The sequence below is a fragment of the Chroococcidiopsis sp. [FACHB-1243] genome (assembly GCF_014696895.1).
Taxonomy (GTDB): Bacteria; Cyanobacteriota; Cyanobacteriia; order Cyanobacteriales; family Chroococcidiopsidaceae; genus Chroococcidiopsis.
Genome location: NZ_JACJQX010000018.1, coordinates 30,893 through 45,797, shown reverse-complemented (window position 1 = coordinate 45,797; position 14,905 = coordinate 30,893). Strand labels below are relative to the sequence as shown.

At 43.3% G+C, this 14,905-nt stretch carries 12 protein-coding genes; all 12 read left to right on the top strand.

Annotated features, from left to right (window positions below):
* Positions 1-95 precede the first annotated feature (95 nt).
* The 12 genes from H6G17_RS14935 to H6G17_RS14880 all read left to right on the top strand — a co-directional run bounded on the left by H6G17_RS14935 (position 96) and on the right by H6G17_RS14880 (position 14,514).
* On the top strand, positions 96-1,574 hold the full coding sequence (locus tag H6G17_RS14935) for a ScyD/ScyE family protein (RefSeq protein WP_192158404.1): 1,479 nt from the start codon (positions 96-98) through the stop codon (positions 1,572-1,574).
* Between the two features lie 32 nt (positions 1,575-1,606).
* Entirely contained in the window at positions 1,607-2,767 is a 1,161-nt protein-coding gene (gene scyF / locus H6G17_RS14930) for a scytonemin biosynthesis PEP-CTERM protein ScyF (protein WP_192158402.1), read from the top strand.
* Between the two features lie 189 nt (positions 2,768-2,956).
* On the top strand, positions 2,957-3,649 hold the full coding sequence (locus H6G17_RS14925; protein ID WP_192158400.1) for an EboA family metabolite traffic protein: 693 nt from the start codon (positions 2,957-2,959) through the stop codon (positions 3,647-3,649).
* A 93-nt stretch (positions 3,650-3,742) separates the two neighbouring features.
* The gene (locus tag H6G17_RS14920; RefSeq protein ID WP_192158398.1) at positions 3,743-4,684 is read left to right on the top strand and encodes a TatD family hydrolase; all 942 of its coding nucleotides are present in this window, start codon (positions 3,743-3,745) and stop codon (positions 4,682-4,684) included.
* Positions 4,685-4,745: 61 nt separating this feature from the next.
* Positions 4,746-5,657 (top strand): UbiA-like protein EboC, encoded by a 912-nt coding sequence (gene eboC, locus H6G17_RS14915; RefSeq protein ID WP_192158396.1) that lies wholly within the window; start codon positions 4,746-4,748, stop codon positions 5,655-5,657.
* 88 nt (positions 5,658-5,745) lie between these two features.
* Positions 5,746-6,609, top strand: a complete 864-nt coding sequence (tyrA, locus tag H6G17_RS14910; RefSeq protein ID WP_192158394.1) for a bifunctional chorismate mutase/prephenate dehydrogenase — start codon at positions 5,746-5,748, stop codon at positions 6,607-6,609.
* A 45-nt stretch (positions 6,610-6,654) separates the two neighbouring features.
* Positions 6,655-7,359, top strand: coding sequence for a DsbA family oxidoreductase (locus H6G17_RS14905; protein WP_242038404.1), 705 nt, complete (start codon positions 6,655-6,657; stop codon positions 7,357-7,359).
* Positions 7,360-7,449: 90 nt separating this feature from the next.
* Positions 7,450-8,616: a 3-dehydroquinate synthase gene (locus tag H6G17_RS14900; protein WP_192158392.1), complete on the top strand. Its 1,167-nt coding sequence runs from the start codon at positions 7,450-7,452 to the stop codon at positions 8,614-8,616.
* A gap of 117 nt (positions 8,617-8,733) precedes the next feature.
* On the top strand, positions 8,734-9,960 hold the full coding sequence (eboE, locus tag H6G17_RS14895; protein ID WP_192158390.1) for a metabolite traffic protein EboE: 1,227 nt from the start codon (positions 8,734-8,736) through the stop codon (positions 9,958-9,960).
* 104 nt (positions 9,961-10,064) lie between these two features.
* Positions 10,065-10,679: a glutathione S-transferase family protein gene (locus tag H6G17_RS14890; protein WP_192158388.1), complete on the top strand. Its 615-nt coding sequence runs from the start codon at positions 10,065-10,067 to the stop codon at positions 10,677-10,679.
* Between the two features lie 6 nt (positions 10,680-10,685).
* A complete protein-coding gene (locus H6G17_RS14885; RefSeq protein WP_192158386.1) occupies positions 10,686-12,068 on the top strand; it encodes a nucleotide pyrophosphatase/phosphodiesterase family protein in 1,383 nt (460 codons plus the stop codon).
* 163 nt (positions 12,069-12,231) lie between these two features.
* Complete coding sequence (locus H6G17_RS14880) at positions 12,232-14,514, top strand: NACHT domain-containing NTPase (protein WP_192158384.1); 2,283 nt, start codon at positions 12,232-12,234, stop codon at positions 14,512-14,514.
* The last annotated feature ends 391 nt before the right edge of the window (positions 14,515-14,905 follow it).

Here is a 14,905-nt window from a genome sequence, read left to right as displayed (position 1 = left end):
TCGCGTTTTGTTTTTAAATTGAGGAAAAGGGATTCGGTGTCTTCATCAGGGGCATTAAAATTTTTCACTTCATTTATTAGTTGGTTGCCAAAAGTATGAAGCTCAAACAACTTACGATTGCACTTATAACTGTTTCTATTGCCCTTGTTTTTGGACCGCAAGCCGCTAGAGCTGCGTCATTAACAACACTCGCTGATGGACTCAACAATGCACGGGGTCTTAGTTTTGATTCTGAAGGTAATGCTTACATAGGCGAGACAGGATTAGGAGGTGATGGCGTTTGTCAACCGTCTCCTAGTACCCAATTTGAGCTGATATGTTCTGGTAACACTGGTTCGGTCACAAAAGTTACGCCAGACGGAACGCAAAGTCGCGTTATCGACGGGACTGAATCTCTAGCTTTACAACAAACTAAAGAGCAAGGTGCTGGTCCGCAAGAACTCAATTTTGATTCTAGCGGTAATGCTTATCTACTGACTGGTTTTGCTGGTAATCCAGCCAACAGAGATGCAGAATTAAATGCTCTTTCTACTAACGTCCAGTTTCCACCTCAGCAACAGCAAGCTGCACCTCCAGTTGCACCCGACCAAGTGTTAGGTACTACCACTTTGGGGAAACTGTATGAAGCCGACTTGAATACAGGTAATCTTACAGAAATTGCTGACTTGTCGAAAGCCGAACTGCAAACCAATCCCGATGGTGGAGATGTAATTAGCAATCCTTATGATTTCGTAATCAAAGACAATACTGCTTATATCGGTGATGGGGGCGCTAACGTTGTCTGGAATGTGAATCTCGATACTGGCGAGACTAAAGCAACAAAAATTCCTGGACAAACCGTAGAAAATCCAGAATTTCCCCCAAACGTATCTATTCCTGGTGCGGGGCAAGAGCAACCCCCTGCCGGACAGCAAGGACAAGATGCAGTTCCTGGCGTACCAGCCGAGCAAGAGGCATCTGGACCACCAGCAGGGCAAATACCAAGCCAGGTAGATATTCAATCGGTAGTCACAGGTGTAGATATCGGTCCCGATGGAGCCGTATATGCTGGCGAACTCACAGGTTTCCCTTATCCCGAAGGTAAAGCAAAAGTCTGGCGGATTGGAGAGAACGGTGAGCCAGAGGTTTTTGCTGAAGGTTTTACGCAAATTACCGATATCAAATTTGATAAAGACGGTAATTTACTGGTGTTGCAATTTGCCGACGAAGCCCAGTGGAAAGGAGGTGGTCAGAGTTTACAAGACCTACCAGGCTCTCTAATCAAACTTGCTCCTGACGGTACGCGCACGACTCTTGTAGCTGCGGGTGAAGGACTTGCCTCGGCTGCGGGTCTGAATATTGGTCCTGATGGTGAAATTTACATCGTCAACAACGGTGTTGGACCAGGTACGGGGGAACTCGTACGAGTTGATGGTGTCGGGTCTGCGGCAGCCGTTCCCGAACCTTCATCTATTTTGGGCTTACTCTTGTTTGGAGTTATGGGTGGTGGTACTTGGTTCAGACGCAAACAGCAACAAGATCGAGAAGCGAACGCGCCACAGCCAGAACAAACCTTATCTCAGTCCTCGATTTAGATCGCGTAACCATACCAAGAGGAGACAGACAAATGAGTTTATTCAGAAATTTCTCGATCGCGATCGCTACTGCTGGATGTGTCGTCGCCACCACAACCCAAGCTAACGCTTCCATTACCTTAGAATATGAGGGTGATATCGGTAGACCAGCTAACTTTGCCGCAGGAGAAACTCCATTCACTCCAGGTACGCTTGCCATTCCCCAAGGCGTAGCAGTACAGGAAGAAACAGGAAATGTTTTCGTGGCTAATGACGTAACCGATCAAATCCAAGTTTTCGATTCCCAAGGTAATTATCTTCAAGGTATTGGCGGTACGGGTAGCGGACCTGGGCAATCTGACGGACAATCAGCGATCGCCTTTGAACCAAATACTGGGAATTTGTATGCGGGTGATGTTAACAACAACCGGATTAACGTCTTCGATCCGCAAGGCAACTATGTCAATTCCATTGCTCAAGGTCAATTTAGCGGACTCATTGAAGGCAGACCTTTCTTTGGACCATCGGGCATTGTATTCGATAATAAAGGCAATGGATACGTGGGTGATTATAGTAGCGATCGCATCTTGAAATTTAATCCATCAAGTGGCGAGGTTACTGGTTCTATTGGCAGCAGTGGAACTACACCTGGACAATTTCAAGGACCGTCAGGCATAGCAGTCAGGTCTGATGGAAATTTAGTTGTGACCGATCAGTTCAACAACCGCATTCAAGTCGTTAGCCCAGAAGGTGACGCGCTACTTACTTTTGGCAAAGAAGGCACTGGAGAGGGAGAATTCAATCAGCCAATCGATGTTGAAGTGGACGAGAAAGATAATCTCTACGTGACGGATTCTATCAATAGTCGCGTTCAGGTATTCGATAAAAATGGTAACTTTCTAAGTGCATTTGGCGAACCTGCCCGCGATGCAAATGGTAATGTCGTACCACCTTTATCGTTAGGCGCACCCTCTCCTTATGGCGATCCTCTAGATCTCGAACCAGGTAAGTTTAACTGGACGGCGGGTTCGGATTTAAAAGATGGCAAGCTCTATGTTGGCGACTTTTTCCAGGGTCGCGTCCAAGTGTTAGATGTTGTGGATAGCTCCTCATCATCTGCTGAAGTTCCTGAACCTTCTGCATTTTTGGGTGTAGCTGTTTTAGGTGCTGGCGTTGCTGCTGTTAAGTTGAAAAAGGTAATGGGTAATGGGTGATGGGTAATTGTTAATGGCAATTATCAGCCATTAACAATTACTAATTAATATCAAATTCATCTGAACAATCGTATTGTCGCGGTGTTAGGGCGGGTTTGACGAGATCTTCCAATGAGAGTAGAGATTGTTGGTGAACCCGCCCCTACAAATCCCGATCGCCAATGACCAATGACCAATTACCAACTACCAATGACTACAACACAAGTTAGCATCACCGATTTAATTCATAGTTGGTTGGAGCGGAATGTCGATCGCGCAGGGTTGAATTGGTTGGAGGAAAAGCGATCGCAAATTGCTCAAGGAGCGGCTGTAAAAGTATTTTTTACAGCTTTTAGTGCTACGCCGCGCTATACGGGCAAAAAAAGCTTGCAATTAACGCCCTCTGACTTGCAAGCAGCCGCGATCGCCCGTAAAGGTTGGTTTCCGATCGATTGGAGTGTCGATCGAGCTGCTCGAATACTTCTAGTCCTAGCTTTACCACAGGATGACGAGTCACAATACTTGCAAACGTTAGAGCAAGTCTTTACTGCTGCTGATATAGGGGAGTTAGTCGCACTCTACCAAGCTCTACCCCTGCTATCTTACCCAGAGCAATTGAAAGCGCGGGCGGCTGAGGGAGTACGCAGCAACATGACTGATGTATTTAATGCTGTAGCCCTACAAAACCCATATCCAGCCGAGTATTTTGACAATCATGCTTGGAATCAAATGATATTGAAAGCATTATTTGTTGGTAGTCCACTGCATTTAATTCAAGGACTCGATCGTCGTGCTAATCCAGAACTAGCCAAGATGTTAGTCGATTATGCCAGCGAACGCCAAGCCGCTAACCGCTCGGTATCTCCCGAATTGTGGGAATTAGTGAAAATGGGTAATGGGTAACTCAACTATTAGTCATTGCCAACTACCAACTACCAACTACCAACTACCAAAATCATAAATCGCGATCGCCCCTTAGCCAGAAGAGTATAAAGCATGAATAATTCCGAATTCCAAATTCCGAATTCCGAATTCTATATCGATCCTCACATCCACATGACCGCTCGCACTACATACGATTACATAATTATGCGGGAGTCAGGGATTGTGGCGACGATTGAACCTGCCTTTTGGTTGGGACAACCTCGCACCCACGTTGGCACGTTTCAGGATTATTTTAATAGTTTGGTAGGGTGGGAAAGGTTTCGAGCGAGTCAGTTTGGCATTCAACATTACTGCACGATCGGCATCAATCCGAAAGAGGCTAATAACGAAGCTCTAGCCGAGGCAGTGATGGAGTTGTTACCACTATATGTTTGTAAAGAAGGTGTGGTAGCAATTGGCGAAATTGGTTATGACGACCAAACCCCAGCCGAAGACAAATACTTTCGCCTGCAATTAGAACTAGCGAAAGAACTAAATATGCTGGTGTTAATTCATACGCCCCATCGCAACAAAAAAGCAGGAACGAGCCGCAGTATGGATGCTTGCGTCGAGCATGGCTTAGATCCAGCACGGGTAATTATCGACCATAACAACGAAGAGACAGTACGGGAAGTCTTAGATCGGGGATTCTGGGCAGCTTTTACCATTTATCCGCAAACCAAAATGGGAAACGCACGTATGGTAGAAATTGTCAAACAATACGGTCGCGATCGCATTATTGTCGATAGCAGTGCTGACTGGGGCATTAGCGATCCGCTTGCCGTACCTAAAACTGCCCAACTGATGCGAGAACGGGGAATTCCAGAGACTTACGTTCGAGCAGTTTGCTACGAAAATGCCCTAGCTGCATATAGCCAAAGCGGACAAATACAAGAAACAGACTGGCTGGCTTCAGATGCGATCGATCAGCGACACATGTTTAACGGTAACTCAGTGCTGCGCGGACAAGAACCAACTGTGAGATCGAGCAGAGAATGCATTTTGATCGAGTAGGGTGCGTTATGATAACGCACCCCACGACTCAACTTACCCTTTACCCCTTACTCCTCTTCCAATGAATGCTGCAACTCTAAACTCATATCGCTTTTGGGCATATCTTCAGTTGATGCGTCCGGCTAATATTGTCACTGCTTGGGCAGATATTCTGGCTGGATTTGCGATTTCTGGCTTTATGGTGATTCAAGCTGGAACTCTAGAATTGGAGGCACTCGGATGGTTGCTATTAGCGACAACGGGTTTGTATGGTGGCGGAGTCGTGTTTAATGATGTTTTTGATGCCGAACTAGATGCTAAAGAGCGACCCGAAAGACCTATCCCTAGTGGGAGAGCATCGCGTCAGAGCGCGGCTACACTAGCTAGCATACTGTTACTTGTTGGTATAGTCGCGGCTGCTCAAGTCTCTTTTCTAAGTGCAATTTTGGCTATTTGCATTGCAGTTGGGGCAGTCGTGTATGACAGTTTAGGCAAGCATCAGGCTCTAGTAGGGGCGCTGAATATGGGGATGTGTCGTGGTGGCAATCTCCTCCTCGGTATGAGTGCCGTGCCTGCAATATTTGGTGAATATTGGTTTTTAGCACTTATTCCTATTACTTACATTGCGGCAATTACTAGCCTCAGCCAGGGTGAAGTGCATGGAGCTAAAGGTAATACTCCGACGATCGCACTTTTACTAATTATTACAGTCATTACCGCACTATTCGGATTAGATCTGCTGCCCAATTATCACATTCTCCAAGCATTACCCGCGATCGCTCTATTTACAGGCTACTTACTGCCACCCGTTATCCAAGCTGTACGCCAACCTACCCCAGAACAGATTCGTAACGCCGTGCGATCGGGCATACTATCGCTCGTCATTCTCGATGCAACGATTGCCACTGGTTTCGCCAGTTTGTCTTATGGCTTATTCGTTCTGTGTCTTTTACCTATTTCGATCGCACTCGCACAAATATTTGCTGTGACATGAAGTCAGTTATCAGTGTAGAGACGTTACATGTAACGTCTCTACAAAGTTATCAGTTAACAGTCAATCAATAACAAATGACCAATGACTAATGACAAATTTTAATAGACCTCGAAAAATAACGATTATTGGTGGACGGGGTAGAATGGGTAAGTTTTTTACTCAACACCTGTCTACAGCCGGACATCAAGTTAGTACTTTGGGTAACCAAGACTGGGATCGAGCCAGTCAACTGCTTGGTGAGGCAGAATTTGTTATAGTTAGCGTTCCCATCGAACGGACAGTAGCTGTTATCGAACGTGCAGCCAAGTATCTGTTGCCAACTACAGCTTTAGCTGACATTACAAGTATCAAAGCTCAGCCCGTACAGGTAATGCTGGCAAATCATGCCGGAGCCGTGATGGGATTGCATCCGATGTTTGGTCCCAGTATTAAATCGTTTGCTGGACAAAAAGTCGTTATTTGTTCTGGGCGAAACGACGAAACATTTCAGTGGTTATTAGATTTTATTAGCGATCGCGGTGGCGAATTAATTAGCTGCACACCTGAAGAACACGATCGCATTATGGTAACGATCCAAGCAACGCAACACTTTTCTCGATTTTGTTGCGGTGCATTCTTATCAGCAGAAAACATCGATCTCGATCAAAGCTTGTCAATGTCAACTCCCAGTTATCGTCAAGAGGTTGAGATTGTCAATCGCTTATTCACACAAAATCCAGCTTTATGCGTAGATATTATGCTAGCTACAGAAGAAAGATGCGAAGCGATCGCGAGACTAGCGCAAACCTACAGACGTTTAGCAGAACTCATTGTTAAAAAAGATCGTTCGTCATTAATCCGAGAATTTGAAATTGCCCAAAGCTTTTTGACTCAAGAAAATTTAGCTTCAAGCAAACAGAAAGAATACGCGATGCCTTCAGAGGTTCGCGCAACTATTACAGTAACTCAGTGACCAGCAATCGGCTATCAGTTAATTTTGACTTCTAACTTTTGACTTTTGACTTCCCCATTACCAATTACCCCTATGTTGATTGATATTTTCCATGATTTTGCTTGCCCTTGGTGCTGGATTGGCAAAAAACACTTGTTTGATGCGATCGCTCAATGGCATGGTGAAGCTATTCGCATCCGTTGGCATCCATTCTTATTAGATAACTCCATTCCGCCAGAAGGATATGAGTTTCGTAGCTTTATGCAGGCAAGAAAAGGAATTGAAGCGGTAGCATTACAGCAAATGTTTGAGTATACTCACCAAGCAGGTGCAAGAGCAGGAGTTAAGCTAGATTTTAATCGGATCTCTTTAGCTGTAAACACAACTCTTGCTCATCAATTAGTTGCTTTAACGCCCGAAGATCTCAAAACAACTTTAGTTGAAGCAATTTATCAAGCTTATTTTGAACGTAACCTCAATCTTGGCGATCGCGAAATTCTGATTTCTATTGGCGATGCTGTTGGCGTAAATACAAAAAAAATCCGTAATTTCTTAGGTAGTCATGCATTAATGAATTCAGTTATTGCTGAGTCCACATTTGCACGGCTAAATAGTATTACCAGCGTACCATTATTCATTTTTAACAACAAAGTCAGAGTTGATGGTTCTCACTCAGTCGAAGTATTTAAACAAGCCATGACTCGCGCCGCACTGATGGAAAAAAGTAATTTGTCGGGAGTTGTACGGGAGTCGGGAGTCGGGAGTCGGTAAAGAGATCGCTCGGGAGCAACTACCAATTACCAATTACCAATTACCAATTACCCACGCACCACTCACCAATCACTACACCTCACTCCTCACATGATTCTCGAAATTCAGCGTCAGACTAGTTACAGTCTGCAACCAATTCATCAACGTGTATCTGTCACCTTTCGCTATCAAGTGCATTTCACTAAAGGATTGTTTGAGCTAGATAATCCGTTGTTAGCCCGGATGATGACAGCTAGTGAAAATAGTCCTAAACAAGCAATTGCGATCGTCGATGCGGGATTAGTATCTCATCATCAAGATTTAATTGCCCAAGTATCTACTTACGCTCGGCGATATAACCACGCATTTCAATTAGCTGCTGTTAGCATTGTTCCTGGTGGAGAAGCTACCAAAAACGATCCTCAGGCAATTAAACAAATTCAACAGCTAATTCACCAAACTGGCTTATGCCGTCACTCTTATGTATTGGCAATCGGTGGTGGTGCTGTATTGGATATGGCAGGATATGCAGCCGCAACCGCTCACCGAGGCATTCGTCTCATCCGAGTCCCGACAACCGTATTAGCTCAAAACGATTCTGGTATAGGGGTTAAAAACGGGATTAATGCCTTTGGCAAGAAAAACTTTCTCGGCACGTTTGCGCCTCCCTATGCTGTCTTAAATGACTGCGACTTTCTCTACAGCTTGGACGATCGCGATTGGCGATCGGGTATTGCCGAAGCAATCAAGGTTGCTTTAATCAAAGACGAATGCTTCTTTGAGGCGATCGCCAGCTCTGCTCCTGCGTTGGTGCGGCGAGACATGGATGCCATGCAACAACTCATTTATCGTTGCGCTCAGTTGCATCTAGAACACATAGCTAACAGCGGCGATCCATTTGAAATGGGTTCGTCTCGTCCCTTAGATTTCGGTCATTGGGCTGCGCACAAACTAGAGCAATTGACTGACTACAGCTTGCGCCACGGGGAAGCAGTCGCGATCGGCATCGCATTGGACAGCACCTATTCTTATCTACTAGGGCTACTTTCGCGCGGTGAGTGGCAACAGATACTCGATCTTCTGGAGGCGCTAGGCTTTGCCTTATACGTCCCCCAAATGAGACAAGACCGTTTATTTCAGGGACTCACCGAGTTTCGAGAGCATTTAGGCGGCGAGTTAACTCTCATGCTCTTGCAAGCGCTTGGACAGGGAATTGAAGTTCACGAAGTCGATCCGATACTGTATGCGGAAGCAATTGCAGTTCTGGGCGATCGATAACTTGGGGAGTCGGGAGTCGGGAGTCGGGAGTCGGGGGAAGAGAGCAGGGGAGCAGGGGAGCAGGGGAGAATAACTACCAACCACCAACCACCAATTACCCATTACCCATTACCATCAATGAAAATCGATCGTAATTTACATTTAACCTACTGTACTAACATTCATCCTGGTGAGGAGTGGAACCAAGTTTTTGCTAACCTCCAGCAGTACGTTCCTGCCTTGAAGCAGCGGCTAGCTCCTATAAAATCATTTGGGATTGGGTTGCGTTTGGCAGATGTGGCGGCTAGAGAACTATTGGTAGAAAATAATCTGATTGAGTTGCGATCGTGGCTGCGCGAACGCAATTTATATGTTTTTACCTTGAACGGCTTTCCCTATGGCGGGTTTCATCATCAAGTGGTGAAAGATCGGGTTTATGCTCCCGATTGGTCTATGTTAGAGCGGTTAAATTACACGTTGCGACTGACAAGAATTCTGGCGGAGTTGTTACCAGATGGGATAGATGGTGGTATTTCCACATTACCGCTATCGTACAAACCTTGGTTTGAACAAAATTCAATGACTCGCGCATTTGTCTACAGTATTGCCAGCATTCACATTGCGCAAGTTGTTGCAGAAATGGTGCGTATCCGTGCCGAGACGGGTAAATTGCTGCATCTCGATCTAGAACCAGAACCGGATGGATTAATTGAAAATTCTGCCGAAGTCATCGACTATTTTCAGACACAACTTTTGCCTGTAGGCGGAAGATATTTAGCAAAGCAATTAGGAACTTCTTTAGCCGCAGCCGAAACACACTTACTAGAACACGTCAGAATTTGTTACGACACTTGCCATTTTGCCGTGGAATATGAAGAACCTGCGACTGTATTTCAAAGATTTCGTGCCGCAGGAATTCAAATTGGTAAAATTCAACTCAGTTCTGCCTTAAAGCTCATCGTTCCCGAACTAGCCGCACAGCGTCGTCAGGTTGTAGAAAAGTTGCGTCCGTTTGCGGAATCGACCTATCTTCATCAAGCGATCGCCCGCGATCGCCATGGTAAACTATATCGATATTCCGATTTAGTTGCTGCCTTACCCGATTTAGAGCAAATACCAGCTTGCGAGTTGCGAATTCACTTTCACGTCCCGATTTTTATTCGCGACTATCAATTTTTGCAATCTACCCAAGACCACATTAAAACCGTACTCGAACTATTGCAACGCGATCGCATTTGCAGCTGTTTAGAAATTGAAACCTACACCTGGGATGTTCTTCCAGAAGACATGAAACTAGATTTAGTCAGCTCCATCCAACGCGAATATGAATCAGTTGTCAGTTATCAGTTAACAGTTATCAGTTAACAGTTATCGGTTATCAGTGGTAGTTGGTAGTTGCTCATAGTTTCCTCGGCTCCCTTGTCCCCCTTGTCCCCCTTGTCCTTTCTAGTTTCCACTCTCCTCTAATCATGCTAAAACTCTACGGTGGCGTTCTTAGCCGTGCTTCAATCGTGCAATGGTATTTAGAGGAATTGCAAATTCCTTATGAATACATACAGTTAGATATGCAGGCTCAAGACCACAAACAGCCTGAATTTCTGACTATCAATCCGATGGGAAGATTACCAGCGATCGCAGATGGAGATTTTCAATTATGGGAATCTGGCGCGATATTACTGTATCTTGCTGAAAAGTATGGCGAACCTATAACTTTTGAAGGGCGATCGCTCTTAAATCAATGGATTTTGTTCGGTAATTCTACGCTTTCATCGACAATCTTTGTTAAAGAAAATCTCCACGAAGTCCCAGAATTATTAACAGCAATTAATCAAATTCTTCAACAGCAACCTTTTTTAACAGGCGATCGCTTTACTGTAGCAGATGTAGCAGTGGGTGCGCTCTTGGCTTATATTCCTATTATGATGCGAATGGATGTCAGCGCTTATCCAGATGTGGTAAACGACATCAAGCAAACGATGTCCAAGGTAGATTTAAATTTATATCCTGCTATTTTGGAATACGTGCAAAGGTTAACTGCACGAACAGGATTTCAAAAAAGTATCGGATCGCGATATAAAGGCTAATCGCTTATGCAAAAGACTGTTGTACTCAACGTCGTCGGCTTAACATCCAGCCTCTTAGGACAGCATACGCCGTTTTTGTCCAACTGGGCGGCGCGGGGGCAAGTCGTACCAGTTAAATCGATGTTACCCGCGGTTACTTGTTCGGTACAGGCGACTTATTTGACAGGGAAATATCCTAACGAACATGGAATTGTCGGTAATGGTTGGTATTTTCGGGACGAGTGCGAAATCAAGTTTTGGCGACAGTCTAACAAATTAATTCAGGCTCCCAAAATTTGGGAAGTGGCGCGATCGCACGATCCTACATTTACCTGCGCGAATTTGTTCTGGTGGTACAATATGTACTCTACGGTTGATTATGCCGTTACGCCACGACCGATGTATCCTGCTGATGGTAGGAAGATTCCCGATATTTACACCCAGCCAGCCGACTTGCGATCGCAGCTTCAAACTGAATTAGGTCAATTTCCCTTATTTAATTTTTGGGGTCCTAACACTTCGATAGCGTCTACCCAATGGATTGCTAATTCAGCTAAATGGGTGGAAGATCGCTACAGCCCCACACTGTCGCTGGTTTATTTGCCTCATTTAGATTATTGCTTGCAAAAGTACGGCGCTGATGCAAGTTTGGTGGCAAAAGATTTACAAGAAATTGATACCGTTTGTCGCGATTTGATTCAATTCTATGAAGCGCGCAACACTCAAGTTATAGTTGTGTCCGAGTACGGGATTACATCCGTGTCTCAACCCGTTCACTTAAATCGAGCTTTGCGGGAAAATGGTTTATTAGCAGTACGAGAAGAATTAGGGCGGGAATTACTGGATGCTGGTGCAAGTATAGCCTTTGCGGTTGCCGACCATCAAATTGCCCATGTTTATGTTAACGATCCCGCCTACATTCCCAAGGTACGCGACATACTAGAAGCAACGGAGGGTGTCGAGCGAGTTTTAGATGAGGCAGATAAACCAGCATATCATCTCGATCATCCGCGCTCGGGGGAACTCATTGCGATCGCTAGCTCAAAGGCTTGGTTTACCTATTACTACTGGCTGGACGATAGCCGCGCTCCCGATTTTGCTAGAACAGTAGATATTCACCGCAAACCCGGTTACGATCCCGTCGAATTGTTTCTCGATCCTCAGCTAAAATTTCCCCGAGCGAAATTAGGTTTAACTCTACTCAAAAAGCAGTTAGGTTTCCGCTACCTCATGAATGTTATTTCTTTAGATGGATTGCTTGTACGAGGTTGTCATGGTACTTATACAGGGTTGAGCGAAGGTCCACTTTTGATTACACAACAACCTGACTTGCTAGAAGATCGCGAAGTACTCGAACCAAGAGAAGTCTTTTGGTCAATACTTCAGCATTTAAAATTAGGTAATGGGTAATTATTTTTCAGTTAACGGTTAACAGTAGATGCTAGCGCTACACTCGTGAAGACGGTTGTTGGCGAGTAGTATACCCTTTTCTAGTCAACAGCCCACTAGTAACTAGTCACCTCTACTGATAACTAATAACTAACTACTGATAACTGAAAGAAGAGTCTTCATCATGGGAAAAAGAGCTGGTCGCTCGCTCAAAGCATCTACTATCGGTATTAGTCGCGCTAATCAATCACTGCTCAATTTTGAGTCTAAACTTTCTCTTGCTGATGAATTGGAAATCTCTCGCGCTACGGTACAAAAATTTTTCGTTGGTAAACCGATTGGACGGGAAAACTTTCACAAAATTTGTCAGAAGTTACAATTACCTTGGCAAGCGATCGCGGAAATACCAGATGATGAATTTAGTTTAGAAGAGTTGCTCGATACCTCAAAAGATGATGTTGATACTCTTGTAAAAGATGCTAAGCAAAAGGTACGCACCTATATTGAATCAAAATGCGGTATCGTGCGCGTCCTGAATAGGTCTCAACCTACTAAATTAAATGATATTTTTACGAAAGTAAATGTTTTAGAGAAAATTGGTAGAAATCAACGTATAAGCATAAAAGATTTCCTGAATTTTTATCTCGATCGCCGCTCGGAATTTTCGCGTTTATACGGCGATATCCATCAGGCAATTTCAGGAATAAAAGCAATCGAAAAATATCCCAAATTGATAATTTCGGGTAAACCTGGTTCTGGTAAAACCACATTTTTAAAATATATCGCAACTCAGTGTATTCAAGGACGATTATTTGAGGATCTGCTCCCAATTTACATTAGCTTAAAAGTTTTTACCGAATTAGAACATCACCCAACACTATTAGAGTGGATTTCAACGGTTTTCAATAATTGCGGAGTCGAACCAAATACTACTAAAGATTTGCTAGCACAAGGTAGAATGCTAGTTTTATTAGATGGACTTGATGAAGTTAGAGATATAGATAATCAAAGAGTTTCAAGCGCAATTAATAGCTTCTATAATCAGTTCGACCGTAATCGCTTTATAATTACTTGTCGGATAGCAGCTCAAGAGTTTACTATTGAAGAATTTGTAGAAGTAGAGTTGGCAAACTTTGACGATAATAATATTGCTGAATTTGTTAGCAAATGGTTTGCTGAAAAACCAGACAAAATATCCCAATTTCTACAGACAATAAAATGTAATGCGTCGATTCGAGAATTGGCAAACAATCCTTTATTGCTCACACTATTATGCTCGATATTTGAAGAAACTAATTTTCCTAATAGTCACTTAGAAATTTATCGAGAAGGGATAGATCTTCTTCTAAAGAAATGGGATGCTAAACGCAACATCGAACGAAAACAAATTTATCAGAATCTATCATTACAACATAAAGAAGATTTACTCAGTCACATTGCCTTTACCTCTTTTTTAAAAGGCGAATACTTTTTAAAACAGCAAGAACTAGAGCAATATATCATTAACTATGTAGAATCCGTCTTGCAAGGAGAAAAAATAGATTTGTGCGATAGTACAGCAATACTCCAGTCGATTGAAGCCCAACATGGATTATTGGTAGAACGAGCGCGAGGAATTTATTCATTTTCTCATTTAACTTTTCAAGAGTACTTTACAGCTAGAAAAATTGCATACTCTCCGCCTCAAACGTTAAATTTAACGTTAGAACGACTGAGCGATCGCTTAGTTACAGATAAAAGATGGCGAGAGGTTGCTTTATTAACTGTAGGAATGCTGAAAAACGCTGACTATTTCCTATTGATGATGAAGCAAAAAACTGACACTTTAATATTAGATCCAAGCTTGCAAAGATTTTTACAGTGGGTAAATTGCAAAGCCGCTGCCGCATCTGTTAATAATAAATCTGCTACAGTTAAAGCCTTTTATTACGATTTAGCGCTCGCTCATATCTTATCTTTTTTTGGTAGTACTTTTGAGATTTCTAGAACTTTAGAAGTTAACTTTAATCGCACGCTTGAACCTAGTCTTGCGCTCGATCTTGCGCTCGATCGCACTCTGCTTTTGCCTGAATCTATACATCGCGTTTCCGATCCAGAACGCATGATTGAAAGAGTATTAAACCGAGCAATATCTCGCGCTCGTAATAGCGAACCAGAGCTAGCACGAGAGTTGCAAAAAATGAAACAGCAGTTATCTAACTTAGGGCGAAACAAACAACAGTTTCAACAGTGGTGGCAAGTTAATGGTAAAGCTTGGACAGAGCAATTAAAACAACGAGTCCGGTTAAAGCGCAATATTGGGCATAATTGGCAGTTCAGCCAGCAACAGAAACAAATATTGAAACAATATTATGATGCTAATTTATTAGTGGCACAATGTTTAAATACTAGTTTATTTGTTAGTCGTGAAGTTCGAGAAAAAATCGAACGTACACTGTTATTACCATTAATTGAAACTAGTGATTAGGACATTAAGTTTAGATACTTTTGCAGCTTCGCACTAGATTGGGTTTTGTATAATTAATTACTAAACATAGAATTGAGCGATCGCGATCGCTATACGATTTGGAGTATATAACTACCATCTCATCAATTATATTGGTAAATAGTAAACAAAAAATAGATTTGATTCTAGCGTAATTTAATATACTTAAAAATATTGCGAATCTCACCCTTTCGATAGAAGTGAGCTTGTAGGAAAACTATATAGCCTACTGAATATGTGCGATCGCAAGTGTAAATAGAATTATGAGAGAAGGGCGTGAGAGGTAGCTACTAAGGTGAGACTGGTTAACATGCTTTTCTAGTGCTGCTGAATCAATAAATTTAGCGATTATTACGAGCAGCAAAAATATTTC

Excerpts from the sequence above, each read along its gene's own strand:
- tyrA (WP_192158394.1), top strand. The coding sequence starts at position 5,746 with ATGACAAATTTTAATAGACCTCGAAAAATAACGATTATTGGTGGACGG.
- scyF (WP_192158402.1), top strand. The coding sequence starts at position 1,607 with ATGAGTTTATTCAGAAATTTCTCGATCGCGATCGCTACTGCTGGATGT.
- H6G17_RS14890 (WP_192158388.1), top strand. The coding sequence starts at position 10,065 with ATGCTAAAACTCTACGGTGGCGTTCTTAGCCGTGCTTCAATCGTGCAA.
- H6G17_RS14885 (WP_192158386.1), top strand. The coding sequence starts at position 10,686 with ATGCAAAAGACTGTTGTACTCAACGTCGTCGGCTTAACATCCAGCCTC.
- eboE (WP_192158390.1), top strand. The coding sequence starts at position 8,734 with ATGAAAATCGATCGTAATTTACATTTAACCTACTGTACTAACATTCAT.
- H6G17_RS14920 (WP_192158398.1), top strand. The coding sequence starts at position 3,743 with ATGAATAATTCCGAATTCCAAATTCCGAATTCCGAATTCTATATCGAT.
- eboC (WP_192158396.1), top strand. The coding sequence starts at position 4,746 with ATGAATGCTGCAACTCTAAACTCATATCGCTTTTGGGCATATCTTCAG.
- H6G17_RS14880 (WP_192158384.1), top strand. The coding sequence starts at position 12,232 with ATGGGAAAAAGAGCTGGTCGCTCGCTCAAAGCATCTACTATCGGTATT.
- H6G17_RS14900 (WP_192158392.1), top strand. The coding sequence starts at position 7,450 with ATGATTCTCGAAATTCAGCGTCAGACTAGTTACAGTCTGCAACCAATT.
- H6G17_RS14935 (WP_192158404.1), top strand. The coding sequence starts at position 96 with ATGAAGCTCAAACAACTTACGATTGCACTTATAACTGTTTCTATTGCC.
- H6G17_RS14925 (WP_192158400.1), top strand. The coding sequence starts at position 2,957 with ATGACTACAACACAAGTTAGCATCACCGATTTAATTCATAGTTGGTTG.